Raw genomic sequence first — 26,553 nt, forward strand, 5'->3', positions numbered from 1 at the left:
AAGGCTGAACCGTCAGACGTCTGAAGGCCGAACCGTCAGGCGTCCTTGGCCTGTTCGCGGATCCTTTCGGCGATCTGAGGCGGCATCGGTTCGTGCCGCGCGTAACTGCGGTTGAAGCGTGCGGTGCCGTGCGAGAGGGAGCGCAGATCGACGGCGTACCGCCCGATCTCGATCTCCGGGACCTCGGCCCGCACGAGGGTGCGCCCGCCGCCCGCCTGCTCGGTGCCGACGACCCGGCCGCGCCGCCCCGACAGGTCGCTCATCACGGCGCCCACGTAGTCGTCGCCGACCAGGACCGTCACCTCGGCCACCGGCTCCAGGAGATGGATCTTGGCGTCGGCCGCCGCCTCGCGCAGCGCGAGCGCGCCCGCCGTCTGGAACGCGGCGTCGGAGGAGTCGACGGAGTGCGCCTTGCCGTCGAGCAGCGTGATCCGTACGTCGATGAGGGGATAGCCCGCGGCCACGCCCTTGGCGGCCTGGGCACGGACGCCCTTCTCGACGGAGGGGATGAACTGCCGGGGCACGGCGCCGCCGACGACCTTGTCGACGAACTCGATGCCCGAGCCGTTCGGCAGCGGTTCGACCTCGATCTCGCAGATCGCGTACTGGCCGTGCCCGCCCGACTGCTTCACATGGCGGCCGCGCGCGGCGGACCTGTCCGCGAACGTCTCCCGTAGGGAGACCTTGTGCGGGACCACGTCGACCTGGACGCCGTAGCGGTTGCGCAGCCGCTCCAGGGCCACGTCCGCGTGGGCCTCGCCCAGGCACCACAGGACGACCTGGTGGGTGTTCTGGTTCTGCTCCAGGCGCATGGTGGGGTCCTCGGCGACCAGCCGGCCGAGGCCCTGCGAGAGTTTGTCCTCGTCGGGCTTGCTGTGCGCCTGGATGGCGAGCGGCAGCAGCGGGTCGGGCATCTGCCACGGCTCCATGAGCAGCGGATCGTCCTTGGCCGAGAGGGTGTCCCCGGTCTCTGCGCGGTTCAGCTTCGCCACGCACGCCAGGTCGCCCGCGATGCAGTGCGTGAGGGCGCGCTGTTGCTTGCCGAACGGCGTGGACAGGGCGCCGACGCGCTCGTCGACGTCGTGGTCCTCGTGGCCGCGGTCGGTCAGCCCGTGCCCGGACACGTGCACCGTCTGGTCGGGGCGCAGGGTGCCCGAGAAGACCCGTACGAGCGAGACCCGGCCCACGTACGGGTCGGAGGCGGTCTTCACGACCTCCGCGACCAGCGGCCCGTTCGGGTCGCAGGCCTTCACCTCGCGCGCCTTGCCGTCCGGCGTGGTCACCGTGGGCGCCTCGCGCTCCAGCGGGGTCGGGAAGCCGCCCGTGACGAGCTCGAGGAGTTCGACCGTACCGAGGCCCTGACGGGCGCCCTCGGCGGCCGGAGCGGCGGCCAGCACCGGGAAGAAGGTCCCGCGCGCCACGGCCCGCTCCAGGTCCTGCACGAGGGTCTTGAGGTCGATCTCCTCGCCGCCGAGGTAGCGGTCCATGAGGGTCTCGTCCTCGCTCTCGGCGATGATCCCCTCGATCAGCCGGTTGCGGGCCTCCTCGATGAGCGGCAGCTGGTCAGGTCCTGGTTCCGCCTCCTTGCGTTCCCCGGAGGAGTAGTCGAACAGCCGCTGGGTCAACAGCCCGATCAGGCCCGTCACGGGCGCGTGCCCGTCGGGACCCTCCGCGCCGTGCAGCGGTAGGTACAGCGGCAGTACGGCGTCGGGGTCGTCCGCGCCGAAGGCCTCCGCGCAGATCCGTGTCATCTCCTCGAAGTCCGCTCTGGCGGCCTCGAGGTGGGTGATCACGATGGCGCGCGGCATGCCGACCGCCGCGCACTCCTCCCACACCATCCGGGTCGAGCCGTCCACGCCGTCCGAGGCCGAGACGACGAAAAGGGCCGCGTCCGCCGCTCGCAGACCGGCCCGCAGCTCCCCGACGAAGTCGGCGTATCCGGGGGTGTCCAGCAGATTGATCTTGTATCCGTCCCATTCGACGGGTACCAGGGAGAGCTGCACCGAGCGTTGCTGCCGGTGCTCGATCTCGTCGTAGTCGGAGACGGTGCCGCCGTCCTCCACGCGGCCCGCCCGGTTCACCGCTCCCGCTGTCAGCGCGAGAGCTTCCACCAGAGTCGTCTTGCCCGATCCGCTGTGGCCGACCAGCACCACATTCCGTACGGACGCGGGGTGGTCGGCCGCCGTAGCCCTGCCGGCGGCGCCGGGGTGTGCGTTCGCCTTGTCGCCCATGGCCTTGCCTCCCGTGCACGGTGAGGTCACTGTGGGCGCGGGCGTGCCGGATCCGCGTGCGGTGCGGCTCCGATGACGCCCGCGGTGTTTTCGAGCTTTGCACTCGCGTCAGGTTGCGTCCATACGGAGGACGCGATCGTGCCGTGACACCGATGGCATCCCGCCGTGACACAGGGGTGCGGGTGCCCGACCGTCGCACACGCGCGCGCGTGGCTACGATGGGCCAGCCGGGGGCCAACAGGGGCCGCACGGCGACACCGACCCTCGGGAAGGCCATGCTGAACAAGTACGCGCGTGCATTCTTCACGCGTGTCCTCACACCGTTCGCCGCGTTTCTCATCCGCCGGGGGGTGAGCCCCGACACGGTCACCCTCCTGGGCACGGCCGGAGTCGTGGCGGGCGCGCTGGTCTTCTACCCCCGGGGGGAGTTCTTCTGGGGCACGGTCGTCATCACGCTCTTCGTGTTCTCGGACCTCGTCGACGGCAATATGGCGCGCCAGCTCGGCCGCTCCAGCCGCTGGGGCGCCTTCCTCGACTCGACGCTCGACCGAGTCGCCGACGGCGCGATCTTCGGCGGCTTCGCGCTCTGGTACGCGGGCAGCGGCAACGACAACGTCCTGTGCGCGGTCTCGATCTTCTGTCTGGCCAGCGGCCAGGTGGTCTCGTACACCAAGGCCCGCGGTGAATCGATCGGCCTGCCGGTCGCGGTCAACGGTCTCATCGAGCGCGCCGAGCGCCTGGTGATCTCCTTGGTCGCCGCCGGCTTCGCGGGCCTGCACAAGTTCGGGGTGCCCGGCATCCAGGTGCTGCTGCCCATCGCGCTGTGGATCGTCGCCGTCGGCAGCCTCGTCACGCTCATCCAGCGCGTCGTCACGGTGCGCCGGGAATCCGCGGAGGCGGACGCCGCTGCCGCGGCCCAGAACAGCGAGGCGACGTCGTGACCAGCCTCCGGGAGCGGCTCGTGGACGGGGCGTACGCGGCTGGCTGGAGCACCGTCAAGAAGCTCCCCGAGCCGGTCGCCGTACGGCTCGGCCACACCATCGCCGACCTCGCCTGGAAGAGGCGTGGCAAGGGCGTACGGCGCCTGGAGAGCAACTACGCGCGCGTGGTGCCCGACGCGACTCCCGAGCGGCTCGCCGAGCTCTCCCGGGCGGGCATGCGTTCGTATCTGCGCTACTGGATGGAGTCCTTCCGGCTCCCCGCCTGGAGCGAGGAGCGCGTGAAGACGGGCTTCGACCCGAAGGACGTGCACCACCTCACCGACGCGCTCGCCTCCGACAGGGGCGTGATCCTGGCCCTCCCGCACATGGGCAACTGGGATCTCGCGGGTGCCTGGGTCACCACGAAGCTCAAGACGCCGTTCACGACGGTCGCCGAGCGCCTCAAGCCCGAATCGCTGTACGACCGTTTCGTCGCCTACCGCGAGGGCCTCGGCATGGAGGTCCTGCCGCACAGCGGCGGCACCGCGTTCGGCACGCTGGCCCGGCGGCTGCGCGACGGCGGCCTGATCTGCCTGGTCGCCGAGCGCGACCTGTCCGCGTCCGGCGTCGAGGTGAAGTTCTTCGGCGAGGCGACCCGAATGCCGGCGGGACCGGCGCTGCTGGCGCAGCAGACGGGAGCCATTCTTCTCCCGGTGACGCTCTGGTACGACGACTCGCCCGTGATGCGGGGGCGTGTGCATCCCCCGGTCGAGGTACCCGAGACAGGTACCCGGGCCGAAAAGACGTCTGTCATGACACAGGCGCTGGCCGACGCCTTCGCCACGGGGATCGCCGAGCATCCGGAGGACTGGCACATGCTGCAGCGTTTGTGGCTCGCTGACCTCGATCCCACGAAGGGGCCCTCGTGAGGATCGGCATCGTCTGCCCGTACTCCTGGGACGTGCCGGGCGGCGTCCAGTTCCACATCCGCGACCTGGCCGAACACCTCATCCGACTCGGGCACGAGGTCTCCGTCCTCGCCCCCGCGGACGACGAGACGCCGCTGCCGCCGTACGTCGTCTCGGCGGGCCGTGCGGTCCCGGTGCCGTACAACGGCTCCGTGGCGCGGCTGAACTTCGGCTTCCTTTCGGCGGCCCGGGTGCGGCGCTGGCTGCACGACGGCACGTTCGACGTGGTCCACATCCACGAGCCGTCCTCACCGTCGCTGGGCCTGCTGACCTGCTGGGCCGCGCAGGGCCCGATCGTCGCGACCTTCCACACCTCGAACCCGCGCTCCCGGGCGATGGTCGCCGCGTACGCGATCCTCCAGGCGGCCCTGGAGAAGATCAGCGCGCGGATCGCGGTGAGCGAGTACGCGCGCCGCACCCTCGTGGAACACCTGGGCGGCGACGCCGTCGTCATCCCGAACGGTGTCGACGTCGACTTCTTCGCCCGCGCCAAGCCCAAGCCCGAGTGGCAGGGCGACACCCTCGGCTTCATCGGCCGCATCGACGAGCCCCGCAAGGGCCTGCCGGTGCTCATGAGGGCCCTGCCGAAGATCCTTGCCGAGCGCCCGCAGACCCGGCTCCTGGTCGCCGGGCGCGGCGACGCCGAGGAGGCCGTGGAGTCGCTGCCGGCCGAGATGCGCTCGCGTGTCGAGTTCCTCGGCATGGTCAGCGACGAGGACAAGGCCCGGTTCCTGCGCAGCGTCGACGTGTACGTCGCGCCCAACACCGGCGGCGAGAGCTTCGGCATCATCCTTGTGGAGGCGATGTCGGCCGGGGCGCCGGTTCTCGCCTCGGACCTTGATGCTTTCGCGCAGGTGCTCGATCACGGGGCGGCCGGCGAACTCTTCGCCAACGAGGACGCCGACGCGCTGGCCGCTGCAGCTCTGCGGCTTCTCGGCGACCCGGCGCGCCGGGCCGAACTGCGCGAGCGGGGGAGCGCCCATGTGCGGCGCTTCGACTGGTCGACGGTCGGGGCGGACATCCTCTCCGTGTACGAGACGGTGACGGACGGGGCGGCGGCGGTGGCCGCCGACGAACGGACCGGGTTGCGGGCGCGGTTCGGGCTGGCGCGGGACTGAACGTGCCGGACCTGTCGGGTGGGGGAGCATCGTGCTGCGCACCCGCGCGCGGGGAGGCCGGTTCACTTTTCCAACTGGCCGTGCCTGGACCACGAAGGGGTGACGGATCCGGACATGACGTCTCTGCCATCGCCCTGCCGGGTGGCGAGTTCCGCATGGGCGACGCGTTCGGTGAGGGGTATCCGGAGGACGCCGAGGGGCCCGTCAGGACTGTCACTGTCGCGCCGTTCCTGATCGACGCGACCGCCGTCACCAACGCCCGGTTCGCCGAGTTCGTGCGCGCGAGCGGCTACCGGACGGAGGCGGAGAGTTACGGCAGTTCGTTCGTGTTCCACCTGTTGCTGCACCCCCGCGCGCGGGACGCCGTGATGGGGGCGGTCGCCGCGGCACCCTGGTGGCTCGGTGTCGAGGGCGCCTCCTGGAGTGCGCCCGAGGGGCCCGGCTCGGATCTCGAAGGCCGCGCCGATCACCCCGTCGTGCACGTCTCGTACCACGACGCGCTCGCGTACTGCGCGTGGGCGGGCGCCCGGCTGCTGACCGAGGCCGAGTGGGAGTACGCGGCCCGGGGTGGCCTCGAAGGGCGCCGCTATCCCTGGGGCGACGAGTTCGCGCCGGGCGGCCGGGAGCGGACGAACACCTGGCAGGGGGACTTTCCCCGGGTCAGCATGCGTCCGGGCGGTGCCACCGGGACCGTACCCGTGGACGCGTACGAGCCCAACGGCTTCGGGCTGTACAACACTTCGGGCAACGTGTGGGAGTGGTGCGCGGACTCCTTCTCCGATGGGGACGCGCTCTCGGCCGGGGACGTCGGCCAGCGCGTGATCCGAGGCGGCTCGTACCTCTGCCACGCGTCGTACTGCAACCGCTACCGGGTCGCCGCGCGCTCCAAGAACACGCCCGACTCCTCGACCGGGCACGGCGGTTTCCGTTGCGCCTGGGACCTGCAAGCGCGGTGACCGTACCCGGGTAGCCTTGCCGCCCGTGACCGCAACCCTCATCTGGATCCTCGTCGGCCTCGTCGCGATCGGCCTCTACCTGAGCTGGACGGCCGGGCGTCTGGACCGGCTGCACGCCCGTATCGACGCCGCCCGGGCCGCACTCGACGCGCAGTTGCTGCGCCGCGCTTCCGTGGCACAGGAGTTGGCCACGTCCGGTGTGCTTGATCCGGCCGCCTCGATCGTGCTGTACGAGGCGGCGCACGCGGCTCGGCAGGCCGAGGAGGAGCAGCGTGAGGTGGCCGAGAGTGAGCTGAGCCAGGCGTTGCGGGCGGTGTTCGGGGAGGTGGCGCAGGTCGAGGCGGTGCGGGAGGCTCCGGGCGGTGAGGAGGCCGCCAGTGAGCTGGCGCAGGCGGTGCGGCGGGTGCCGATGGCTCGGCGCTTCCACAACGACGCCGTGCGTGCCGCCCGTGCGCTCCGCCGTCACCGCAAGGTCCGCTGGTTCCGCCTCGCCGGGCACGCGCCGTTTCCCCTGGCCTTCGAGATGGACGACGAGCCCCCGACGGCACTGGCGGACCGCCCGACGAGCTGAGCCCCAGGGACGGGGGTCGGGCAGGGGCGGCGGGGGCGAAAAAAATCCACCGGGTCCCCATTGGCCCTTGCTGTGGCCTGGTTCCGTCGCGTTTCCTCGGTCCAGCACAAACCCTCTTTCACCGAGCGAGGTCAACCCGTGTCCAGCACCCCCGCCAACTCCGCCCAGACCCCTGAGATCGGCACCGCCCGCGTCAAGCGCGGCATGGCCGAGCAGCTCAAGGGCGGCGTGATCATGGATGTCGTCACGCCGGAGCAGGCGAAGATCGCCGAGGACGCGGGCGCCGTCGCCGTCATGGCCCTGGAGCGGGTCCCGGCCGACATCCGCAAGGACGGCGGAGTGGCCCGCATGTCCGACCCGGACATGATCGAGGGGATCATCGACGCCGTCTCGATCCCGGTCATGGCCAAGTCGCGTATCGGCCACTTCGTCGAGGCCCAGGTCCTGCAGTCCCTCGGCGTCGACTACATCGACGAGTCCGAGGTCCTCACTCCGGCAGACGAGGTCAACCACTCCGACAAGTGGGCGTTCACGACCCCCTTCGTCTGTGGTGCCACCAACCTGGGTGAGGCCCTGCGCCGCATCGCCGAGGGCGCCGCCATGATCCGCTCGAAGGGCGAGGCCGGCACTGGCAACGTCGTCGAGGCGGTCCGCCACCTGCGCCAGATCAAGAACGAGATCGCCCGCCTGCGCGGCTACGACAACAACGAGCTGTACGCCGCCGCCAAGGAGCTGCGCGCCCCGTACGAGCTGGTCAAGGAAGTCGCCGAGCTCGGCAAGCTCCCGGTCGTGCTGTTCTCCGCCGGTGGTGTGGCCACCCCGGCCGACGCCGCGCTCATGCGCCAGCTCGGCGCCGAGGGCGTCTTCGTCGGCTCCGGCATCTTCAAGTCGGGCGACCCGGCCAAGCGCGCCGCGGCCATCGTGAAGGCCACCACCTTCTACGACGACCCCAAGATCATCGCGGACGCGTCCCGCAACCTGGGCGAGGCCATGGTCGGCATCAACTGCGACACGCTCCCCGAGGCCGAGCGCTACGCCAACCGCGGCTGGTAATCACCCATGAACACTCCTGTCATAGGCGTCCTGGCCCTCCAGGGCGACGTACGGGAGCACCTGATCGCCCTGGCCGCGGCCGATGCCGTGGCCAGGCCGGTGAGGCGCCCCGAGGAGCTCGCCGAGGTGGATGGCCTGATCATCCCCGGCGGTGAGTCCACCACCATCTCCAAGCTGGCCGTCCTCTTCGGAGTGATGGAACCCCTCCGCGCGCGCGTGCGGGACGGCATGCCCGTCTACGGCACCTGCGCGGGCATGATCATGCTCGCCGACAAGATCCTCGACCCGCGCTCGGGCCAGGAGACCATCGGCGGCATCGACATGATCGTGCGCCGCAACGCCTTCGGACGTCAGAACGAGTCCTTCGAGGCGGCGGTCGACGTCAAGGGTGTCGAGGGCGATCCTGTAGAGGGCGTCTTCATCCGCGCCCCCTGGGTCGAGTCCGTGGGTGCCGAGGCCGAGGTGCTCGCCGAGCATGACGGTCACATCGTCGCCGTACGCCAGGGCAATGCGCTCGCCACGTCGTTCCACCCCGAACTGACCGGCGACCACCGCGTGCACGGCCTCTTCGTCGACATGGTGCGCGCCAACCGGACACCGGAGTCCTTGTAGGATCTGGGGGTCCCCCCAGAGCCTTAAGGTCTGGGGGAGTTCGTACAGGATGGGTTACGCGAAGGAGACAGGCAGATGTCCGGCCACTCTAAATGGGCCACGACGAAGCACAAGAAGGCCGTGATCGACGCCAAGCGCGGCAAGCTCTTCGCGAAGCTGATCAAGAACATCGAGGTCGCGGCGCGCATGGGCGGCGTCGACCTGGACGGCAACCCGACGCTCTACGACGCTGTCCAGAAGGCGAAGAAGTCGTCGGTTCCCAACAAGAACATCGACTCCGCGATCAAGCGTGGCGGCGGTCTCGAGGCCGGTGGCGCCGACTACGAGACGATCATGTACGAGGGTTACGGCCCGAACGGTGTCGCCGTGCTCATCGAGTGCCTCACCGACAACCGCAACCGCGCCGCCTCGGACGTCCGCGTCGCCATGACCCGCAACGGCGGCTCGATGGCCGACCCGGGCTCCGTGTCGTACCTCTTCAACCGCAAGGGCGTCGTGATCGTCCCCAAGGGCGAGCTGACCGAGGACGACGTCCTGGGTGCCGTGCTCGACGCGGGTGCCGAGGAGGTCAACGACCTCGGTGAGTCCTTCGAGGTCATCTCCGAGGCCACCGACCTGGTCGCGGTGCGCACCGCGCTCCAGGAGGCCGGAATCGACTACGACTCCGCCGACGCCAACTTCGTCCCGACCATGCAGGTCGAGCTGGACGAGGAGGGCGCGAAGAAGATCTTCAAGCTGATCGACGCGCTCGAGGACAGCGACGACGTGCAGAACGTCTTCGCCAACTTCGACGTCAGCGACGAGGTCATGGAGAAGGTCGACGCGTAACGCTGCCGCGAGCGGGGCGCGATGTCGGCGGGCCGGTGGGACACGTCCCCACCGGCCCGCCGCCGTTGTCGGTGGCAGCGGATAGCCTGGCGGGAGTCAAAGATCACCGCCCACGGACCGCGGCCATCAATTGAGGAACCCCGATGGTGCTCAGCCAGGTCCGCGAGAGCGGCGGCGGTTCAGCCGCACAGAGGGGAGGGGCGCGTGCGTGTACTCGGGGTGGACCCCGGACTGACGCGGTGCGGTGTCGGCGTCGTCGAGGGGGTCGCGGGCCGGCCGCTCACGATGCTCGGCGTCGGTGTCGTACGGACGCCGGTGGACGCCGAGTTGGGCCTGCGCCTCGTCGCCATCGAGCAGGGCATCGAGCAGTGGCTGGACGAGCACCGGCCCGAATTCGTCGCCGTGGAGCGGGTGTTCAGCCAGCACAACGTCCGTACGGTGATGGGCACGGCCCAGGCCAGCGCCGTCGCCATGCTCTGCGCCGCCCGGCGCGGCATCCCCGTCGCCCTGCACACCCCGAGCGAGGTCAAGGCCGCCGTCACCGGCAACGGACGCGCGGACAAGGCTCAGGTCGGCACCATGGTCACGCGCCTGCTCCGCCTCGACGCGCCCCCCAAGCCCGCCGACGCCGCCGACGCCCTCGCGCTCGCCATCTGCCACATCTGGCGCGCCCCCGCCCAGCACAGACTCCAGCAGGCGGTCGCGCAGAACCGGCTCCAGCAGGCCGCCGCCCTGCACGCATCGAAACTCGCACCGAAAGGCCGTACCGCATGATCGCCTTCGTCAGCGGCCCGGTCGCCGCCCTCGCCCCCGACTCCGCGGTGGTCGAGGTCGGCGGCATGGGCATCGCCGTCCAGTGCACGCCCAACACGCTCTCCGGGCTCCGTATGGGACAGCAGGCCAAGCTCGCCACCTCCCTCGTGGTCCGCGAGGACTCGCTGACCCTGTACGGCTTCGCGGACGACGACGAGCGGCAGACCTTCGAGCTGCTGCAGACCGCGAGCGGTGTCGGCCCGCGCCTGGCGCAGGCGATGCTCGCCGTGCACACGCCCGACGCCCTGCGCCGCGCGGTGTCCACCGCAGACGAGAAGGCGCTCACCGCCGTCCCCGGCATCGGCAAGAAGGGCGCCCAGAAGCTTCTCCTGGAGCTCAAGGACCGGCTCGGCGAACCCCTCGGCACCGGTGGCCCGGCCATCGGCAGGGCGGTCACCACCGGCTGGCGCGAGCAGTTGCACGCCGCGCTCATCGGCCTCGGGTACGCGACGCGCGAGGCCGACGAGGCGGTCTCCGCGGTCGCCCCGCAGGCCGAGGCCGCCGCGGGCACACCCCAGGTGGGCCAGCTCCTCAAGGCCGCGCTGCAGACCCTGAACCGAGCCCGCTGAACCACCGCTCCCACCAAGACGCCACGAGGTACACGCCATGTTGCGTCTTGCCGGAGGAAAACCCCCGGACCCCCGGCCGGATGATGTGCCCGGCACACCCCCGCAAGGAGAACTTCAGTGAACTGGGACGACACGACCGACGAGACCGCCGCCGAGCGGCTCGTCGGCGCGTCCGCCGACCGTGAGGACCAGGCCGTCGAGGCCGCCCTGCGCCCCAAGGACCTGGACGAGTTCATCGGCCAGGAAAAGGTCCGCGAGCAGCTCGACCTCGTCCTGCGGGCCGCACGCGCGCGGGGAGCCACCGCCGACCACGTGCTCCTCTCGGGTGCCCCCGGACTCGGCAAGACCACGCTTTCGATGATCATCGCGGCCGAGATGGGCGCCCCGATCCGCATCACCAGCGGCCCCGCCATCCAGCACGCCGGAGATCTCGCCGCGATCCTCTCCTCCCTCCAGGAGGGGGAGGTGCTGTTCCTCGACGAGATCCACCGCATGTCCCGGCCCGCCGAGGAGATGCTGTACATGGCGATGGAGGACTTCCGCGTCGACGTCATCGTCGGCAAGGGCCCCGGCGCCACCGCCATCCCCCTCGAACTGCCGCCGTTCACGCTGGTCGGCGCCACCACGCGCGCGGGCCTGCTGCCACCCCCGCTGCGCGACCGCTTCGGCTTCACCGCGCACATGGAGTTCTACGAGCCCGCCGAGCTGGAGCGCGTCATTCACCGCTCCGCCAACCTGCTCGACGTCGAGATCGGCGCGGCCGGCGCCGCCGAGATCGCGGGGCGCTCCCGCGGCACGCCCCGTATCGCCAACCGTCTGCTGCGCCGCGTGCGGGACTACGCGCAGGTCAAGGCCGACGGGATCATCACCCGCGAGATCGCGGCGGCCGCGCTGAAGGTCTACGAAGTCGACGCCCGCGGCCTCGACCGCCTCGATCGCGGTGTCCTCGAAGCCTTGCTCAAGCTCTTCGGCGGCGGTCCGGTCGGCCTGTCCACGCTCGCCGTCGCGGTGGGGGAGGAGCGCGAGACCGTGGAGGAGGTCGCCGAGCCCTTCCTCGTACGGGAAGGACTGCTCGCCCGTACTCCGCGCGGCCGGGTCGCGACGCCGGCGGCATGGGCGCATCTCGGCCTCACCCCGCCCCGCCAGTCAACTGGTGGAAACGGACAACAGGACCTGTTCGGGGCGTGACGGCGCGGGTACGTGCCGGGGCAGGAACCCCGGTGCCATGCTGAGCGTTGTTCCATCAGTGCGGACTCGCTTAGACTCCGCCGATGCCGCCCTTGTGGGCGGCGCCGACCACCCCCATCCACCAGGCCGCTCATCCCGCGGTCGTGCGAAGGAAACTCCGTCCCGTGAATATCGTGACCCTCCTCCCGTTCATCGTGCTCATCGGGGCCATGTTCCTGATGACCCGCTCCGCCAAGCGCAAGCAGACGCAGGCCGCACAGATGCGCAACGAGATGCAGCCCGGCGCCGGCGTCCGCACGATCGGGGGCATGTACGCGACGGTGAAGGAGGTCAACGAGGACACGGTCCTCCTTGACGCTGCCCCGGGCGTGGACCTGCTCTTCGCGAAGAACGCGATCGGCGCCGTCCTGACCGACGACGAGTACAACCGCATCGTCCACGGCATCGAGCACGACCTGAAGTCCGACGGCACGGTCGTTCCGGACGACGCCTCCTCCCTCACCGAGACCGACGAGCCCGCCGCCGACGCCTCTTCCGAAGCCTCCGACGACAAGCCCATCGACCTCGGCAAGAAGGACGCGGCGGACGAGCCGGCCGACGAGCCCGCCGAGGCGAAGGCCGACGAGGTCGACGAAGCAGAGCCGAAGAAGACCGACGGCGAGGCCGACGCGAAGTAGTCACGACCCGGGAGCACGGCGCGACCCGCCAGCGCCCTGTGCTTCCCGGGACGTGCTGTTCTCGCACGGAGTCCCGACACCATGTCATGGCCGCCCGCGCGCTCACCCGGCGCAGGGCGGCCCGAGAGGGAGTACGAGAAGGTGGCAGCACCGAAGAAGGGCCGGAGCGCGAGCGCCCAGAGCAGGCCGGGGCGCTCACTGGCCCTGATCCTGATCGCCATCGCGGCGCTCACCGGGGGGATGTTCGTCTCCGGGCACCCCACCCCGCGTCTCGGCATCGACCTCGCCGGCGGCACGAGCATCACGCTTGAGGCGAAGAACGAGCCGGGTCAGCCGAACGCGATCAACAAGACCAACATGGACACCGCGGTCGACATCATGAACCGCCGTGTCAACGGTCTCGGAGTCTCCGAGGCGGAGGTCCAGACCCAGGGCGACAAGAACATCATCGTCAACATCCCCAAGGGCACGAACTCCAAGCAGGCCCGGGAGCAGGTCGGCACCACCGCCAAGCTTTACTTCCGCCCGGTCCTGACCACCGAGGTCTCCGGAACCGGCGCGACGGCCAGCCCCTCGCCGAGCGCTTCCAGCAGCTCTTCCAGCAAGGCCACCGACAAGGCGACCTCGTCTTCGTCCCCGTCGGCGTCGAGCTCCGCGACCCCGTCGGCCACCGCCACCTCCCAGGGCCGCGCCGTCACCGACGCGCTGAAGGCCGACTCCACGCCGTCGGCGAGCAGCTCGGCCGGCTCTTCGGCCTCCCCCAGTGCCTCGCCGTCCGCGAGCAGCAGCGCCAGCGCCGCGGCCGCCAAGCTCCAGGCCGAGTACACCGCGCTCGACTGCAGCGACAAGGCGCAGCGTGCCGAGGCCGGCAAGGGCGTCAAGCCCAGCGACAACACCGTGGCCTGCGGCCAGAACTCCTCCGGCCAGTGGCAGAAGTACATCCTCGGCCCGGCCGAGGTCTCCGGCACGGACGTCAAGAAGGCCGCGGCCGTCTTCGACACCCAGAGCGCCGCGGGCTGGAAGGTCACCATGGACTTCACGTCCAGTGGCTCCAAGAAGTTCGCCAGCATCACCGGCAAGCTCGCGCAGAAGCAGCAACCGCAGAACCAGTTCGCCATCGTCCTCGACGGTGAGGTCGTCTCCGACCCGTTCGTCCGCGAGGCGCTGACCGGCGGCAACGCGGAGATCTCCGGCAACTTCAGCCAGACCGAGGCGCAGGACCTGGCCAACATGCTGAAGTACGGCGCCCTGCCGCTCACCTTCAAGGAGGCGAGCGTCACCACCGTGACCGCCGCCCTTGGTGGCGAGCAGCTGCACGCCGGCCTGATCGCGGGCGCGATCGGCCTGGGTCTGGTCGTCATCTACCTGGTCGTCTACTACCGGGGCCTGTCGATCATCGCCATCGCCTCGCTGCTGGTCTCCGGCATCCTCACCTACGTGATCATGTCGCTGCTCGGTCCCACCATCGGCTTCGCGCTGAACCTGCCGGCCGTCTGCGGTGCGATCGTGGCGATCGGTATCACAGCGGACTCGTTCATCGTGTTCTTCGAACGCATCCGGGACGAGATCCGCGAGGGCCGCTCCCTGCGGCCGGCCGTCGAGCGTGCCTGGCCGCGCGCCCGGCGCACCATCCTGGTCTCCGACTTCGTGTCGTTCCTCGCCGCCGCGGTGCTCTTCATCGTCACCGTCGGCAAGGTTCAGGGCTTCGCGTTCACGCTCGGTCTGACCACCCTGCTCGACGTGGTCGTCGTCTTCCTCTTCACCAAGCCGCTGATGACGATCCTCGCCCGCAGGAAGTTCTTCGCGAGCGGCCACACCTGGTCCGGCCTCGACCCGAAGCGACTGGGCGCCAAGCCGCCGCTGCGCCGCACCCGTCGCGCGTCCGCCCCCGTCGACACGAAGGAGGCGTGAGATGTCGAAACTCGGCACCCTCGGCGCCCGGCTCCACCGCGGCGAGATCGGCTACGACTTCGTCGGCAAGCGCAAGATCTGGTACGGCATCTCGATCCTGATCACCATCACGGCCATCCTCGGCCTGACGGTGCGCGGCCTGAACATGGGCATCGAGTTCCAGGGCGGAGCCGTCTTCACCACCGAGAAGACCAGCGTCTCGGTGTCCCAGGCGGAGACGTACGCGGAAGAGGCCTCCGGCCACGACGCCATCGTCCAGAAGCTCGGCAACGGCGGGCTGCGCATCCAGATCGCCGGCATCGACACCGACAAGTCGGACCAGATCAAGGACGATCTCTCCAAGGACCTGAACGTCGACTCGGAGAAGATCAACGCCGACCTGGTCGGCCCCAGCTGGGGTGACCAGATCGCCAACAAGGCCTGGGAGGGCCTGGCGATCTTCATGGTCCTCGTCGTGATCTACCTGGCGATCGCCTTCGAGTGGCGTATGGCTCTGGCCGCGCTCGTCGCGCTGATCCACGACATCACCATCACGGTCGGCATCTACGCTCTGGTCGGCTTCGAGGTCACCCCGGGCACCGTGATCGGTCTGCTCACGATCCTCGGTTACTCGCTCTACGACACGGTCGTCGTCTTCGACAGCCTCAAGGAGCAGACGAAGGACATCACCAAGCAGACCCGCTACACCTACAGCGAGGTCGCCGACCGCTCGATCAACGGCACCCTGGTCCGCTCCATCAACACCACGGTGGTCGCGCTGCTGCCGGTCGCGGGCCTGCTGTTCATCGGTGGCGGTGTGCTCGGCGCGGGCATGCTCAACGACATCTCGCTGTCGCTGTTCGTCGGCCTCGCGGCCGGTGCGTACTCCTCGATCTTCATCGCCACGCCGCTCGTCGCCGACCTCAAGGAGCGCGAGCCGCAGATGAAGGCCCTGCGCAAGCGTGTGCTCGCCAAGCGGGCCCAGGCCGCCGCGAAGGGCGAGTCCCTGGAGCCCCAGCTCGCCGCCGAGCCGCTGGACGACGAGCCGGACGACGCCGCGCCCGCGGTCGTCGGCCCGCGCAACCAGCCCGCGTCCCGCAACCGCGGCCGGGGCCGCCCCTCGGGGAAGCGCCGATGATCGACATACAGGAGCTGCTGCTCAGCCGGATCCGCGACGTGGCCGACTACCCGGAGCCGGGCGTGATGTTCAAGGACATCACCCCGCTCCTGGCGGACCCGGCGGCGTTCATGGCGCTCACCGACGCGCTGGCGGACATCGCCCAGCGCAGCGAAGCCACGAAGATCGTCGGCCTGGAGGCCCGCGGGTTCATCCTCGGCGCCCCGGTCGCCGTCCGCGCCGGGCTCGGCTTCATCCCCGTACGCAAGGCGGGCAAGCTCCCCGGAGCGACCCTGGCGCAGGCGTACGACCTGGAGTACGGCTCCGCCGAGATCGAGGTGCACGCCGAGGACCTGGCGGCGGGCGACCGCGTCCTGGTCGTCGACGACGTCCTCGCCACCGGCGGCACCGCCGAGGCCTCGCTCCAGCTCATCCGCCGGGCGGGCGCCGAGGTCGCGGGCGTCGCCGTGCTGATGGAGCTCGGCTTCCTGGGCGGCCGCGGCCGGCTGGAGCCGGCCCTCGCGGGCGCCCCCCTGGAGGCGCTCCTCAGGGTCTGAGCCCCGAGGCCGTAGCACCTGGGGGAAAGCCTCGGGAAAGGCCCGAGAAAGCCCTGAGACACCCGTAGGACACCGCGGAGGCGGGCCCGGAGGAATCCGGCGCCCGCCTCTGGCGTTCCTTCTGTACAAGGCCGTCTCAGCGGCCGAAAGCGAGTCCGACGTCCAGGATCGCTACCATGGGGTCTCCGGAGCCTGACCGGGGGACCCGGAACGCGCACGAGGAGCCCTCTTGCCAGACGAGGCCCAGCCACTCACCGCCGCCAAGCCCGAGCCCGCCTCGGCCCCCGCGGACAAGCCTGCCAGGAACGCCACGAGCGGGCCGGTCGAGCACGCCCAGTCCGCGCCGGACAACAAGGCGGCCGAGCAGCCACGCCCCAAGCCGGCCACTCCCCAGCGCCCCGCGGTCCGCCCGGCCACGGGCCAGCCCGCCCGCACCGGCGGCTCCTCCAACCGCGTACGCGCCCGCCTGGCCCGGCTCGGCGTGCAGCGCTCCAACCCGTACAACCCGGTCCTGGAGCCGCTGCTGCGGATAGTGCGCAGCAACGACCCCAAGATCGAGACGGCGACGCTGCGGCAGATCGAGAAGGCGTACCAGGTCGCCGAGCGCTGGCACCGTGGCCAGAAGCGCAAGAGCGGCGACCCGTACATCACGCATCCGCTCGCCGTCACCACGATCCTGGCCGAGCTGGGCATGGACCCGGCCACGCTGATGGCGGGCCTGCTGCACGACACCGTCGAGGACACCGAGTACGGCCTCGACACCCTGCGCCGCGACTTCGGCGACCAGGTCGCCCTCCTGGTCGACGGCGTCACCAAGCTCGACAAGGTCAAGTTCGGTGAGGCCGCGCAGGCCGAGACCGTCCGCAAGATGGTCGTCGCGATGGCCAAGGACCCCCGCGTCCTGGTGATCAAGCTCGCCGACCGCCTGCACAACATGCGCACCATGCGCTACCTCAAGCGCGAGAAGCAGGAGAAGAAGGCGCGCGAGACCCTGGAGATCTACGCGCCGCTCGCCCACCGCCTGGGCATGAACACCATCAAGTGGGAGCTGGAGGACCTCGCCTTCGCGATCCTCTATCCCAAGATGTACGACGAGATCGTGCGCCTGGTCGCCGAGCGCGCCCCCAAGCGCGACGAGTACCTGGCCATAGTGACCGACGAGGTCCAGTCCGACCTGCGCGCCGCCCGCATCAAGGCGACCGTCACCGGCCGCCCGAAGCACTACTACAGCGTCTACCAGAAGATGATCGTCCGCGGCCGTGACTTCGCGGAGATCTACGACCTGGTGGGCATCCGCGTCCTCGTCGACACCGTCCGCGACTGCTACGCCGCTCTCGGCACCGTGCACGCGCGATGGAACCCGGTCCCCGGCCGGTTCAAGGACTACATCGCGATGCCCAAGTTCAACATGTACCAGTCGCTGCACACGACGGTCATCGGCCCCAACGGCAAGCCCGTCGAGCTGCAGATCCGCACGTTCGACATGCACCGTCGCGCCGAGTACGGCATCGCCGCGCACTGGAAGTACAAGCAGGAGACCGTCGCCGGTTCCTCCAAGATCCGTACGGACGTGCCCCGGGCGGCCAAGGGCAGCGCCGGCCAGGACACCGTCAACGACATGGCGTGGCTGCGCCAGTTGCTCGACTGGCAGAAGGAGACCGAGGACCCCAGCGAGTTCCTGGAGTCCCTGCGCTTCGACCTGTCCCGCAACGAGGTCTTCGTCTTCACGCCCAAGGGCGACGTCATAGCGCTCCCGGCGGGTGCGACCCCGGTGGACTTCGCGTACGCGGTCCACACGGAGGTCGGCCACCGGACGATAGGCGCACGGGTCAACGGACGCCTCGTCCCGCTCGAATCCACCCTGGACAACGGCGACTTGGTGGAGGTGTTCACCTCCAAGGCGGCCGGCGCGGGCCCCTCCCGCGACTGGCTCGGCTTCGTGAAGTCCCCGCGCGCCCGCAACAAGATCCGCGCCTGGTTCTCCAAGGAGCGCCGCGACGAGGCGATCGAGCAGGGCAAGGACGCCATCGCCCGCGCGATGCGCAAACAGAACCTGCCGATCCAGCGCATCCTCACCGGCGACTCCCTGGTCACCCTCGCGCACGAGATGCGCTACCCCGACATCTCGTCCCTGTACGCGGCGATCGGCGAGGGTCATGTCGCCGCGCAGAGCGTCGTGCAGAAGCTGGTGCAGGCCCTCGGCGGCGAGGAAGCGGCCACCGAGGAGATCGACGAGGCCGTTCCGTCCGCGCGGGGCCGCGGCCGCAAGCGCCGCAGCAGCAACGACCCCGGTGTGGTCGTCAAGGGCGTCGACGACGTGTGGGTCAAGCTCGCCCGCTGTTGTACGCCCGTACCCGGCGACCCCATCATCGGCTTCGTCACTCGCGGCAGCGGCGTATCGGTTCACCGCAACGACTGCGTCAACATCGAGTCGCTGTCCCGCGAGCCCGAGCGCATCCTCGACGTCGAGTGGGCGCCCACTCAGTCCTCGGTCTTCCTGGTCGCCATCCAGGTCGAGGCTCTGGACCGCTCCCGGCTCCTGTCGGACGTCACCCGCGTCCTGTCGGACCAGCACGTGAACATCCTGTCCGCCGCCGTACAGACCTCCCGCGATCGCGTCGCCACCTCCCGCTTCACCTTCGAGATGGGCGACCCCAAGCACCTGGGACACGTCCTGAAGGCGGTACGGGGCGTGGAGGGCGTGTACGACGTGTACCGCGTGACGTCGGCGCGCAGGCCGTAGCACGGCATGCGAAAGGCGGCTCCGGTACCTGAGTACCGGAGCCGCCTTTCGTGACGAGCACATCAGCCATCAATTGAGGAACCCCAGCGGCGAGCAACCAGGTCCGCGAGAGCGGCGGCGGTTCAGCCGCAAAAAGGGGTCTCAGCCGCCGAACTCCTGCAGACCCTTCAGCGCCTGGTCGAGCAGCGCCTGACGACCGTCCAGCTCCTTCTGGAGCTTGTCGGCCTTCGCGGTGTTGCCCGCGGAGCGAGCCGCCTCGATCTGGCCCTTGAGCTTGTCCACGGCGGCCTGGAGCTGACCGGTCAGACCCTCGGCACGCGCGCGTGCCTCCGGGTTGGTCCGGCGCCACTCGGCCTCCTCCGACTCCTGGAGGGCCCGCTCCACCGCGTGCATCCGGCCCTCGACCTTGGGACGGGCGTCGCGCGGCACATGGCCGATGGCCTCCCAGCGCTCGTTGATCGAGCGGAAGGCCGCGCGGGCCGCCTTCAGGTCGTGCACCGGGACGAGCTTCTCGGCCTCCCCGGCCAGCTCCTCCTTGAGCTTCAGGTTCTCCGCCTGCTCCGCGTCGCGCTCGGCGAAGACGGAGCTGCGCGCCGCGAAGAACACGTCCTGGGCGCCGCGGAAGCGGTTCCACAGGTCGTCCTCGTGCTCGCGCTGGGCGCGGCCCGCTGCCTTCCATTCGGCCATCAGCTCGCGGTAGCGCGCCGCCGTCGGACCCCAGTCCGTCGAGCCGGACAGCGACTCGGCCTCGGCGACCAGTTTCTCCTTGGTCTTGCGGGCCTCCTCACGCTGTGCGTCCAGCGAGGCGAAGTGCGCCTTGCGGCGCTTGGAGAACGCCGAGCGCGCGTGCGAGAAGCGGTGCCAGAGCTCGTCGTCCGACTTGCGGTCGAGCCGCGGCAGCCCCTTCCAGGTGTCCACAAGGGCGCGCAGCCGCTCACCGGCCGCCCGCCACTGGTCGCTCTGCGCCAGCTCCTCGGCCTCGACGACCAGCGCCTCCTTGGCGTGCCGCGCCTCGTCGGACTGCTTGGCCCGCTGGGCCTTGCGCTCCTCACGGCGCGCGTCGACCGTCTCGACGAGCTTGTCCAGCCGCTTGCGCAGCGCGTCCAGATCACCGACCGCGTGGTGGGCGTCCACCTGCTCGCGGATGTGGTCGATGGCGGCTTGGGCGTCCTTCGCCGACAGGTCGGTGGTCTTCACTCGCTTTTCGAGGAGGCCGATCTCGACAACCAGGCCCTCGTACTTGCGCTCGAAGTAGGCCAGCGCCTCATCAGGGGAGCCGGCCTGCCAGGAACCGACGACCTGCTCGCCGTCGGCCGTACGCACGTACACGGTCCCCGTCTCGTCGACGCGGCCCCACGGGTCGCTGCTCACAGCGCCTCCTCCACATGATGCCTGTGAGGGGCGTCAGCGCCCCCTGGCATCGTCCACAGTTTCGTCACGGCCAACATAGGCGACCGGCGGGGCGGCTGTCCGCATCCCGCGCGACCGAAATTTCGCAGCTGGCGGTCAGGATTTCGTCACGGTCATCTTGTTGATCACGACGGTCGCGTTGGGGGCGCCGTCGCCCTGGCCCGTGCTCTCGCCGGCCGCGGCGATCTTCTTCAGGACCGTCATGCCGGACTTGGAAATAGTTCCGAACGGTGTGTAACTGGCCGGCAGCTGACTGTCCTGGTACACGAGGAAGAACTGGCTGCCGCCGGTGTGCTTCTGGCCGGTGTTGGCCATCGCGACCGTGCCCGCCGGATACACGCCGCCCTTCAGGGTTTTGTCCTTCAGGTTCTCGTCCGGGATCGTGTAGCCGGGACCGCCGGAGCCGGCGGCCGTCGGGTCACCGCACTGCAGCACGTAGATGCCGTTCGTGGTGAGCCGGTGGCACTTGGTGTGGTCGAAGAATCCCTTGGCCGCGAGGAAGTTGAACGAGTTCACCGTGTGCGGGGCCTCGGCCGTCTTCAGCGCGACGTCGATGTCACCGCACGTCGTCGCCATCTTCATCGTGTAGTCCGCGGACTTGTCGATGGTGACCGCCGGCTCCGTCTTCCAACTCAGCGACTTCACCTTGCCCTCGGCGGCCTTCTCGCACGGATCCGGCGCCTTGCTCGTCGGCGTGGCGCTCGGGGTCACCTCCGCGCCCGCGTTGGCCTTCTTGTCGTCGTTCTTGAAGACCCCGGTCGCGTACGACACGACACTGCCCACCACGACGACGCCGAGGACCGAGGCGACCACCGCGTTGCGTGCGTGTGTCTTGCGTCGCGCGGCCGTGCGCCGCTGCTGCTGTCGCAAGAACTTCTCCCGGGCGAGCTGACGCCGCCGCTGTTCCTGGCTGACCACCGGGTTTTCTCCTCATGCGTCTCGTACGTCAAGTGGGACGCGTGCGTCTTGTGAGCCGACCGCCTGCGTGTGCCCCGTACCGTATATGGGTTCGCTGAGGAATCGGCAGCGCCGGTAGGCTCTGATCCACAGCCACCCACCTCGTACGAGACATTCGCGTACGCCACCACGAAGGACGATCGTGCTCATTGCCGGGTTCCCCGCCGGGGCCTGGGGGACCAACTGTTACCTGGTCGCCCCCGCCGCGGGTGAGGAGTGCGTGATCATCGACCCGGGCCATCAGGCCGCCCAGGGAGTCGAGGACGCGCTCAAGAAGCATCGGCTCAAGCCCGTCGCGGTCATCCTCACCCACGGCCACATCGACCATGTCGCCTCGGTCGTCCCGGTGTGCGGAGCGCACGACGTACCGGCGTGGATCCACCCCGAGGACCGGTACATGATGAGCGACCCGGAGAAGGCGCTCGGCCGGTCCTTCGGCATGCCGCTGATGGGCGAGCTGACCGTGGGGGAGCCGGACGACGTGAAGGAGCTGAGCGACGGCGCGCAGCTGAAGCTGGCGGGCCTCGACCTGACCGTCGCCCATGCGCCCGGCCATACCAAGGGGTCGGTGACCTTCCAGATGCCCGAGGCCGCGGACATCCCGTCCGTGTTCTTCTCCGGGGATCTGCTCTTCGCCGGCTCCATCGGACGCACCGACCTGCCCGGCGGCTCCCACGCCGAGATCCTCGACTCGCTGGCCCGCGTGTGCCTGCCGCTCGACGACTCGACCGTGGTGTTGTCCGGCCACGGCCCCCAGACGACCATCGGCCAGGAGCGCGCCACCAACCCGTATCTGCGGCAGGTGGCCGCCGGCCAGGGAGCTTCGCCCGCTCCCCGACGAGGAATGTGACGAGAGACTTCCGTGAGCACCTTCAAGGCCCCCAAGGGCACGTACGACCTGATCCCGCCGGAGAGCGCGAAGTACCTCGCGGTGCGCGAGGCGATCGCCGCGCCGCTGCGGAACTCCGGCTACGGCTACATCGAGACGCCCGGCTTCGAGAACGTCGAGCTGTTCGCGCGCGGGGTCGGTGAGTCCACCGACATCGTGACCAAGGAGATGTACGCCTTCGAGACCAAGGGCGGCGACAAGCTGGCCCTGCGTCCCGAGGGCACGGCCTCCGTCCTGCGCGCGGCGCTGGAGGCCAACCTGCACAAGGCGGGCAACCTCCCCGTCAAGCTCTGGTACTCGGGCTCGTACTACCGCTACGAGCGTCCCCAGAAGGGCCGTTACCGGCACTTCTCCCAGGTGGGCGCCGAGGCGATCGGAGCCGAGGACCCGGCGCTGGACGCCGAGCTGATCATCCTGGCGGACCAGGCGTACCGGTCGCTGGGCCTCAGCGACTTCCGCATCCTGCTGAACTCGCTGGGCGACAAGGAGTGCCGTCCCGTGTACCGGGCCGCGCTCCAGGACTTCCTGCGCGGCCTGGACCTCGACGAGGACACCCTCCGCCGTGCGGAGATCAACCCGCTCCGGATCCTCGACGACAAGCGGGACGACGTCCAGAAGCAGTTGGTGGGCGTGCCTCTGCTCCGCGACTACCTGTGCGACGCGTGCAAGGCGTACCACGAGGAGGTGCGCGAGCTGATCACGGCCGCGGGTGTCTCCTTCGAGGACGACCCGAAGCTCGTGCGCGGGCTCGACTACTACACCCGCACGACCTTCGAGTTCATCCACGACGGTCTGGGTTCCCAGTCCGCGGTGGGCGGCGGCGGGCGCTACGACGGCCTCTCCGAGATGATCGGCGGTCCCGCGCTGCCGTCGGTGGGCTGGGCGCTGGGTGTCGACCGGACGGTGCTGGCGCTGGAGGCGGAGGGCGTCTCGCTCGAACTGCCCGCGTCCACCAGTGTGTTCGCGGTGCCGCTCGGGGAGGAGGCCCGACGGGTGCTCTTCGGTGTGGTCACCGAGCTGCGCAAGGCGGGCGTCGCGGCGGACTTCTCCTACGGCGGCAAGGGGCTCAAGGGCGCGATGAAGAACGCGAACCGTTCGGGCGCCCGCTACACCATCGTCGCCGGCGAGCGCGACCTCGCCGAGGGCGTCGTCCAGCTCAAGGACATGGAGTCCGGCGAGCAGGTCGCGGTGCGCGTCGACGGGATCGTGGCGGAACTCGGCTCGAGGCTGGGCTGAGGTCGGGGGCGGGCGGGGGGAGTTTATTCGCCCCCTCCGCCCCTACCCATTCCCGTCCCTTGGGGGCTCCGCCCCCAAACCCCCCCGCTCCTCAAACGCCGGAGGGGCTAAATTTTTGCTGGCCGGGGCTGGAGATTTTCAGCCCGTCCGGCGTTTGAGGACGAGCGCGTCAGCGCGATACGGGGGGTCTGGGGGGGCGGAGCCCCCAGGCGAGAAACCTCACTCCAGCAACCCGAAGCGCATCGCGCTGGTCACCGCCGCCGTCCGGTCATCCACCCCCAACTTCCCCAAGACCCGCAGCAGATGGGTCTTCACGGTGGACTCGCCGATGAAGAGCCGACGACCGATCTCGGCGTTTGGTGCACCCCTCGGCGACCAGCCGCAGCACGGCGGTCTCGCGCTCGGAGAGCCGTGGCCGCTCCGGCTTCGTCCGCAACTGCTCCACAAGCCGCGCGGCCACGGACGGCGCCAACACCGTCTCACCCCGCGCAGCGGCCCGCACCGCGTCCGCGAGTTCCGCCCGCGGCAGATCCTTCAGCAGATAGCCCGCGCCCTCGGCGACGACCTGGCCCCGCGCGATGACCGCGAGGCGGTGTGCGAGCGCCTGCGCCTCCTCCAGGTAGGGGGTGGTGAGCAGGATCGTCGTACCCTCGTCGGCCAGCTTCCGGATCAGTTCCCACGCGGTTTCGGGTAATAACGGTGAAATGCCGCACGGTCTCGCGCACCGTCAACTCGGCGGGCGCGGATTCGTCCTGCCAGACGATGCCGACTCGTGGGCGCCACGCGCGCGTGCCCGTCGCCGGGTCGGCGCCGAGTACGGAGACCTCGCCGGCGTCCCGGGCGCGGTTGGCCTGGAGGATCTCCACCGTGGTGCTCTTGCCCGCGCCGTTGGGTCCGAGCAGGCCGAACACCTCGCCCTGCTGGATGCCGAGATCGATGCCGTCGACGGCGGTCACGTCCCCGTACTGCTTGCGCAGCCCCCGTACGTCCACCGCGAGTTGGTTCGCGTGTGCTGTCATGCCGACGAGCCTCCCGCCGAACCGAACGCTCCGGGACGACCATGCGTACTTCCTTATGTCCATCGAACGGTGGACATGGGGCGCGTGCGGCACAATGGCCCTGCCCGCAGGCCCCTTCGAAGCTACGGAAACGGCGTGATGAGCAAGACGAGAGTCAAGGACGTCCCCACCGACCAGGAACGCCCCGCCGCTCCCCGGACGGTCGGCGGCAGCCGGGCCTTCGCCCTGATGCTGGTGATCACCGGTGCGGCCGGTCTCCTCGCCGCGTGGGTCATCACGATCGACAAGTTCAAGCTGCTGGAGAACCCGAACTTCGTGCCCGGGTGCAGCCTGAACCCGGTCGTCTCCTGCGGCAACATCATGAAGAGCGACCAGGCCTCGGCCTTCGGCTTCCCGAACCCCATGCTGGGTCTCGTCGCGTACGGCATCGTGATCTGCGTCGGCGTGAGCCTGCTCGCCCGGGCCACCTTCCCGCGGTGGTACTGGCTGACCTTCAACGCCGGCACGCTCTTCGGCGTCGGATTCTGCACCTGGCTGCAGTTTCAGTCGCTGTACAGGATCAACTCGCTGTGCCTGTGGTGCTCCCTCGCCTGGGTCGCCACCATCATCATGTTCTGGTACGTGACCTCCTTGAACGTCCGCAACAGCTTCCTGCCCGCGCCGCGCTGGCTGAAGACGTTCTTCGGCGAGTTCACCTGGGTCCTGCCGGTGCTGCACATCGGCATCATCGGGATGCTGATCCTGACCCGCTGGTGGGACTTCTGGACCAGCTGAGCCGGGCGGATCTCCAAGGCCCGGCAGCGTTGTCAGTGGCGTGACATAGGGTTTTCCACGTGGAGCCCGACCTGTTCACCGCCGCAGCAGAAGAACGCCAGGAGAAGGACCCGACCGGCAGTCCCCTGGCCGTACGGATGCGCCCGCGCACCCTCGACGAAGTCGTGGGCCAGCGGCATCTGCTGAAGCCGGGCTCGCCCCTGCGCAGGCTCGTCGGCGAGGGCAACGGCGGCCCGGCCGGACCGTCCTCGGTGATCCTCTGGGGCCCGCCCGGCACCGGCAAGACGACCCTCGCCTATGTCGTCTCCAAGGCCACCAACAAGCGCTTCGTGGAGCTCTCCGCGATCACCGCGGGCGTCAAGGAAGTACGCGCGGTCATCGACGGCGCCCGCCGCGCCACCGGCGGCTTCGGCAAGGAGACCGTCCTCTTCCTGGACGAGATCCACCGCTTCAGCAAGGCCCAGCAGGACTCCCTGCTCCCGGCCGTCGAGAACCGCTGGGTGACACTGATCGCCGCGACCACCGAGAACCCGTACTTCTCGGTGATCTCCCCGCTGCTCTCCCGCTCGCTCCTGCTGACCCTCGAACCGCTCACGGACGACGACCTGCGCGGCCTCATCCAGCGCGCGCTCACCGACGAGCGCGGCCTCAAGGGCGCCGTCACGCTTCCCGAGGACACCGAGGAACACCTGCTGCGGATCGCCGGCGGTGACGCCCGCCGCGCGCTGACCGCCCTGGAGGCCGCGGCCGGCGCCGCGCTCGACAAGGGCGAGGCGGAGATCGGCCTGACGACCCTGGAGGAGACCGTCGACCGCGCCGCCGTGAAGTACGACCGCGACGGCGACCAGCACTACGACGTGGCGAGCGCCCTGATCAAGTCCATCCGCGGCTCCGACGTGGACGCCGCGCTGCACTACCTGGCCCGGATGATCGAGGCCGGTGAGGACCCCCGCTTCATCGCCCGCCGCCTGATGATCTCCGCCAGCGAGGACATCGGCCTCGCCGATCCGAACGCGCTGCCCATAGCCGTCGCGGCCGCCCAGGCCGTCGCGATGATCGGCTTCCCCGAGGCCGCGCTCACCCTCAGCCACGCCACCATCGCCCTCGCCCTGGCCCCCAAGTCCAACTCCGCGACGATGGCGATCGGCGCCGCCATGGAGGACGTGCGCAAGGGGCACGCGGGACCTGTGCCGCTCCACCTGCGCGACGGGCACTACAAGGGCGCGGCCAAGCTGGGGCACGCCCAGGGGTACGTGTATCCGCACGACCTGCCCGAGGGCATCGCCGCCCAGCAGTACGCCCCGGAGGAGCTCAAGGACCGCGAGTACTACACGCCGACCCGGCACGGCGCCGAGGCGCGGTACGCGGACGCGGTGGAGTGGACCAGGAAGCACCTGGGCCGAGGAAGGTCCTGATGCCACCGTGCGAGACCTCTGGTCGAAAGTGCTCCTGATCCC

General features: G+C 70.0%; 23 protein-coding genes and 1 pseudogene. 20 read left to right on the forward strand and 4 right to left on the reverse strand.

Features of this window, described 5'->3' with window-relative positions:
* Positions 1 to 35 precede the first annotated feature (35 nt).
* The gene (locus ACFY0T_RS14325; RefSeq protein ID WP_388868981.1) at positions 36 to 2,231 is read right to left on the reverse strand and encodes an elongation factor G-like protein EF-G2; all 2,196 of its coding nucleotides are present in this window, start codon (positions 2,229 to 2,231) and stop codon (positions 36 to 38) included.
* A gap of 218 nt (positions 2,232 to 2,449) precedes the next feature.
* Here ACFY0T_RS14325 and pgsA point away from each other — a divergent pair, with 218 nt between their 5' ends.
* The 16 genes from pgsA to ACFY0T_RS14405 all read left to right on the forward strand — a co-directional run bounded on the left by pgsA (position 2,450) and on the right by ACFY0T_RS14405 (position 18,811).
* Positions 2,450 to 3,172, forward strand: coding sequence for a phosphatidylinositol phosphate synthase (gene pgsA, locus ACFY0T_RS14330; RefSeq protein ID WP_388869402.1), 723 nt, complete (start codon positions 2,450 to 2,452; stop codon positions 3,170 to 3,172).
* On the forward strand, positions 3,169 to 4,080 hold the full coding sequence (locus tag ACFY0T_RS14335; RefSeq protein ID WP_388868984.1) for a phosphatidylinositol mannoside acyltransferase: 912 nt from the start codon (positions 3,169 to 3,171) through the stop codon (positions 4,078 to 4,080). Before pgsA ends, ACFY0T_RS14335 begins: the two co-directional genes overlap by 4 nt.
* On the forward strand, positions 4,077 to 5,237 hold the full coding sequence (locus ACFY0T_RS14340; RefSeq protein WP_388868987.1) for a glycosyltransferase family 4 protein: 1,161 nt from the start codon (positions 4,077 to 4,079) through the stop codon (positions 5,235 to 5,237). Before ACFY0T_RS14335 ends, ACFY0T_RS14340 begins: the two co-directional genes overlap by 4 nt.
* A 74-nt stretch (positions 5,238 to 5,311) precedes the next feature.
* On the forward strand, positions 5,312 to 6,193 hold the full coding sequence (locus ACFY0T_RS14345; RefSeq protein ID WP_388869404.1) for a formylglycine-generating enzyme family protein: 882 nt from the start codon (positions 5,312 to 5,314) through the stop codon (positions 6,191 to 6,193).
* Positions 6,194 to 6,218: 25 nt separating this feature from the next.
* Positions 6,219 to 6,764: a hypothetical protein gene (locus tag ACFY0T_RS14350; RefSeq protein WP_388868990.1), complete on the forward strand. Its 546-nt coding sequence runs from the start codon at positions 6,219 to 6,221 to the stop codon at positions 6,762 to 6,764.
* A 138-nt stretch (positions 6,765 to 6,902) separates the two neighbouring features.
* Positions 6,903 to 7,817 (forward strand): pyridoxal 5'-phosphate synthase lyase subunit PdxS, encoded by a 915-nt coding sequence (gene pdxS / locus ACFY0T_RS14355; protein WP_388868993.1) that lies wholly within the window; start codon positions 6,903 to 6,905, stop codon positions 7,815 to 7,817.
* Between the two features lie 6 nt (positions 7,818 to 7,823).
* Positions 7,824 to 8,429: a pyridoxal 5'-phosphate synthase glutaminase subunit PdxT gene (gene pdxT, locus ACFY0T_RS14360; protein ID WP_388868996.1), complete on the forward strand. Its 606-nt coding sequence runs from the start codon at positions 7,824 to 7,826 to the stop codon at positions 8,427 to 8,429.
* 75 nt (positions 8,430 to 8,504) lie between these two features.
* A complete protein-coding gene (locus ACFY0T_RS14365) occupies positions 8,505 to 9,257 on the forward strand; it encodes a YebC/PmpR family DNA-binding transcriptional regulator (protein WP_388868999.1) in 753 nt (250 codons plus the stop codon).
* A 204-nt stretch (positions 9,258 to 9,461) separates the two neighbouring features.
* Entirely contained in the window at positions 9,462 to 10,031 is a 570-nt protein-coding gene (gene ruvC / locus ACFY0T_RS14370) for a crossover junction endodeoxyribonuclease RuvC (RefSeq protein WP_388869002.1), read from the forward strand.
* Positions 10,028 to 10,639 (forward strand): Holliday junction branch migration protein RuvA, encoded by a 612-nt coding sequence (gene ruvA / locus ACFY0T_RS14375; RefSeq protein WP_388869005.1) that lies wholly within the window; start codon positions 10,028 to 10,030, stop codon positions 10,637 to 10,639. Before ruvC ends, ruvA begins: the two co-directional genes overlap by 4 nt.
* A 117-nt stretch (positions 10,640 to 10,756) precedes the next feature.
* Positions 10,757 to 11,827, forward strand: coding sequence for a Holliday junction branch migration DNA helicase RuvB (gene ruvB, locus ACFY0T_RS14380; protein WP_388869008.1), 1,071 nt, complete (start codon positions 10,757 to 10,759; stop codon positions 11,825 to 11,827).
* Positions 11,828 to 11,991: 164 nt separating this feature from the next.
* Positions 11,992 to 12,504 carry a preprotein translocase subunit YajC gene (yajC, locus tag ACFY0T_RS14385; RefSeq protein WP_388869011.1) on the forward strand — a complete coding sequence of 171 codons (513 nt, stop codon included), beginning with the start codon at positions 11,992 to 11,994 and terminating at the stop codon, positions 12,502 to 12,504.
* Between the two features lie 141 nt (positions 12,505 to 12,645).
* Positions 12,646 to 14,415 carry a protein translocase subunit SecD gene (gene secD / locus ACFY0T_RS14390; RefSeq protein ID WP_388869014.1) on the forward strand — a complete coding sequence of 590 codons (1,770 nt, stop codon included), beginning with the start codon at positions 12,646 to 12,648 and terminating at the stop codon, positions 14,413 to 14,415.
* A 1-nt stretch (position 14,416) separates the two neighbouring features.
* The gene (gene secF / locus ACFY0T_RS14395) at positions 14,417 to 15,532 is read left to right on the forward strand and encodes a protein translocase subunit SecF (protein ID WP_388869017.1); all 1,116 of its coding nucleotides are present in this window, start codon (positions 14,417 to 14,419) and stop codon (positions 15,530 to 15,532) included.
* On the forward strand, positions 15,529 to 16,068 hold the full coding sequence (locus ACFY0T_RS14400; RefSeq protein WP_388869020.1) for an adenine phosphoribosyltransferase: 540 nt from the start codon (positions 15,529 to 15,531) through the stop codon (positions 16,066 to 16,068). Before secF ends, ACFY0T_RS14400 begins: the two co-directional genes overlap by 4 nt.
* 229 nt (positions 16,069 to 16,297) lie before the next feature.
* Positions 16,298 to 18,811, forward strand: a complete 2,514-nt coding sequence (locus ACFY0T_RS14405) for a RelA/SpoT family protein (RefSeq protein WP_388869023.1) — start codon at positions 16,298 to 16,300, stop codon at positions 18,809 to 18,811.
* Positions 18,812 to 18,952: 141 nt separating this feature from the next.
* On the opposite strand, the gene ACFY0T_RS14410 is transcribed toward ACFY0T_RS14405, so the two are convergent.
* Complete coding sequence (locus ACFY0T_RS14410) at positions 18,953 to 20,182, reverse strand: DUF349 domain-containing protein (RefSeq protein ID WP_388869025.1); 1,230 nt, start codon at positions 20,180 to 20,182, stop codon at positions 18,953 to 18,955.
* Positions 20,183 to 20,317: 135 nt separating this feature from the next.
* Positions 20,318 to 21,139 carry a peptidylprolyl isomerase gene (locus tag ACFY0T_RS14415; RefSeq protein ID WP_388869027.1) on the reverse strand — a complete coding sequence of 274 codons (822 nt, stop codon included), beginning with the start codon at positions 21,137 to 21,139 and terminating at the stop codon, positions 20,318 to 20,320.
* Between the two features lie 181 nt (positions 21,140 to 21,320).
* Between ACFY0T_RS14415 and ACFY0T_RS14420 the strand changes: the two genes are divergently transcribed.
* On the forward strand, positions 21,321 to 22,028 hold the full coding sequence (locus ACFY0T_RS14420) for an MBL fold metallo-hydrolase (protein WP_388869030.1): 708 nt from the start codon (positions 21,321 to 21,323) through the stop codon (positions 22,026 to 22,028).
* Positions 22,029 to 22,040: 12 nt separating this feature from the next.
* A complete protein-coding gene (gene hisS, locus ACFY0T_RS14425) occupies positions 22,041 to 23,303 on the forward strand; it encodes a histidine--tRNA ligase (RefSeq protein WP_388869033.1) in 1,263 nt (420 codons plus the stop codon).
* A 219-nt stretch (positions 23,304 to 23,522) separates the two neighbouring features.
* Here hisS and ACFY0T_RS14430 read toward each other — a convergent pair.
* Positions 23,523 to 24,322 (reverse strand): annotated as a pseudogene (locus tag ACFY0T_RS14430) (LuxR C-terminal-related transcriptional regulator).
* A gap of 138 nt (positions 24,323 to 24,460) precedes the next feature.
* Between ACFY0T_RS14430 and ACFY0T_RS14435 the strand changes: the two are divergent.
* Together ACFY0T_RS14435 and ACFY0T_RS14440 are read left to right on the forward strand one after the other, a co-directional pair.
* Positions 24,461 to 25,096: a vitamin K epoxide reductase family protein gene (locus tag ACFY0T_RS14435; RefSeq protein WP_388869036.1), complete on the forward strand. Its 636-nt coding sequence runs from the start codon at positions 24,461 to 24,463 to the stop codon at positions 25,094 to 25,096.
* A 59-nt stretch (positions 25,097 to 25,155) separates the two neighbouring features.
* Entirely contained in the window at positions 25,156 to 26,511 is a 1,356-nt protein-coding gene (locus ACFY0T_RS14440) for a replication-associated recombination protein A (RefSeq protein ID WP_388869039.1), read from the forward strand.
* Positions 26,512 to 26,553: the final 42 nt, after the last annotated feature.

This window comes from Streptomyces sp. NPDC001530, from assembly GCF_042894545.1.
In the GTDB taxonomy this organism is placed as follows: Bacteria; Actinomycetota; Actinomycetes; order Streptomycetales; family Streptomycetaceae; genus Streptomyces.

Bases quoted from the DNA above. Each gene is read 5' to 3' on its own strand.
- ACFY0T_RS14435 (WP_388869036.1), top strand. From the start codon at position 24,461: ATGAGCAAGACGAGAGTCAAGGACGTCCCCACCGACCAGGAACGCCCC.
- ACFY0T_RS14365 (WP_388868999.1), top strand. From the start codon at position 8,505: ATGTCCGGCCACTCTAAATGGGCCACGACGAAGCACAAGAAGGCCGTG.
- pdxT (WP_388868996.1), top strand. From the start codon at position 7,824: ATGAACACTCCTGTCATAGGCGTCCTGGCCCTCCAGGGCGACGTACGG.
- pgsA (WP_388869402.1), top strand. From the start codon at position 2,450: ATGGGCCAGCCGGGGGCCAACAGGGGCCGCACGGCGACACCGACCCTC.
- secF (WP_388869017.1), top strand. From the start codon at position 14,417: ATGTCGAAACTCGGCACCCTCGGCGCCCGGCTCCACCGCGGCGAGATC.
- ACFY0T_RS14400 (WP_388869020.1), top strand. From the start codon at position 15,529: ATGATCGACATACAGGAGCTGCTGCTCAGCCGGATCCGCGACGTGGCC.
- ACFY0T_RS14325 (WP_388868981.1), bottom strand. From the start codon at position 2,231: ATGGGCGACAAGGCGAACGCACACCCCGGCGCCGCCGGCAGGGCTACG.
- ruvA (WP_388869005.1), top strand. From the start codon at position 10,028: ATGATCGCCTTCGTCAGCGGCCCGGTCGCCGCCCTCGCCCCCGACTCC.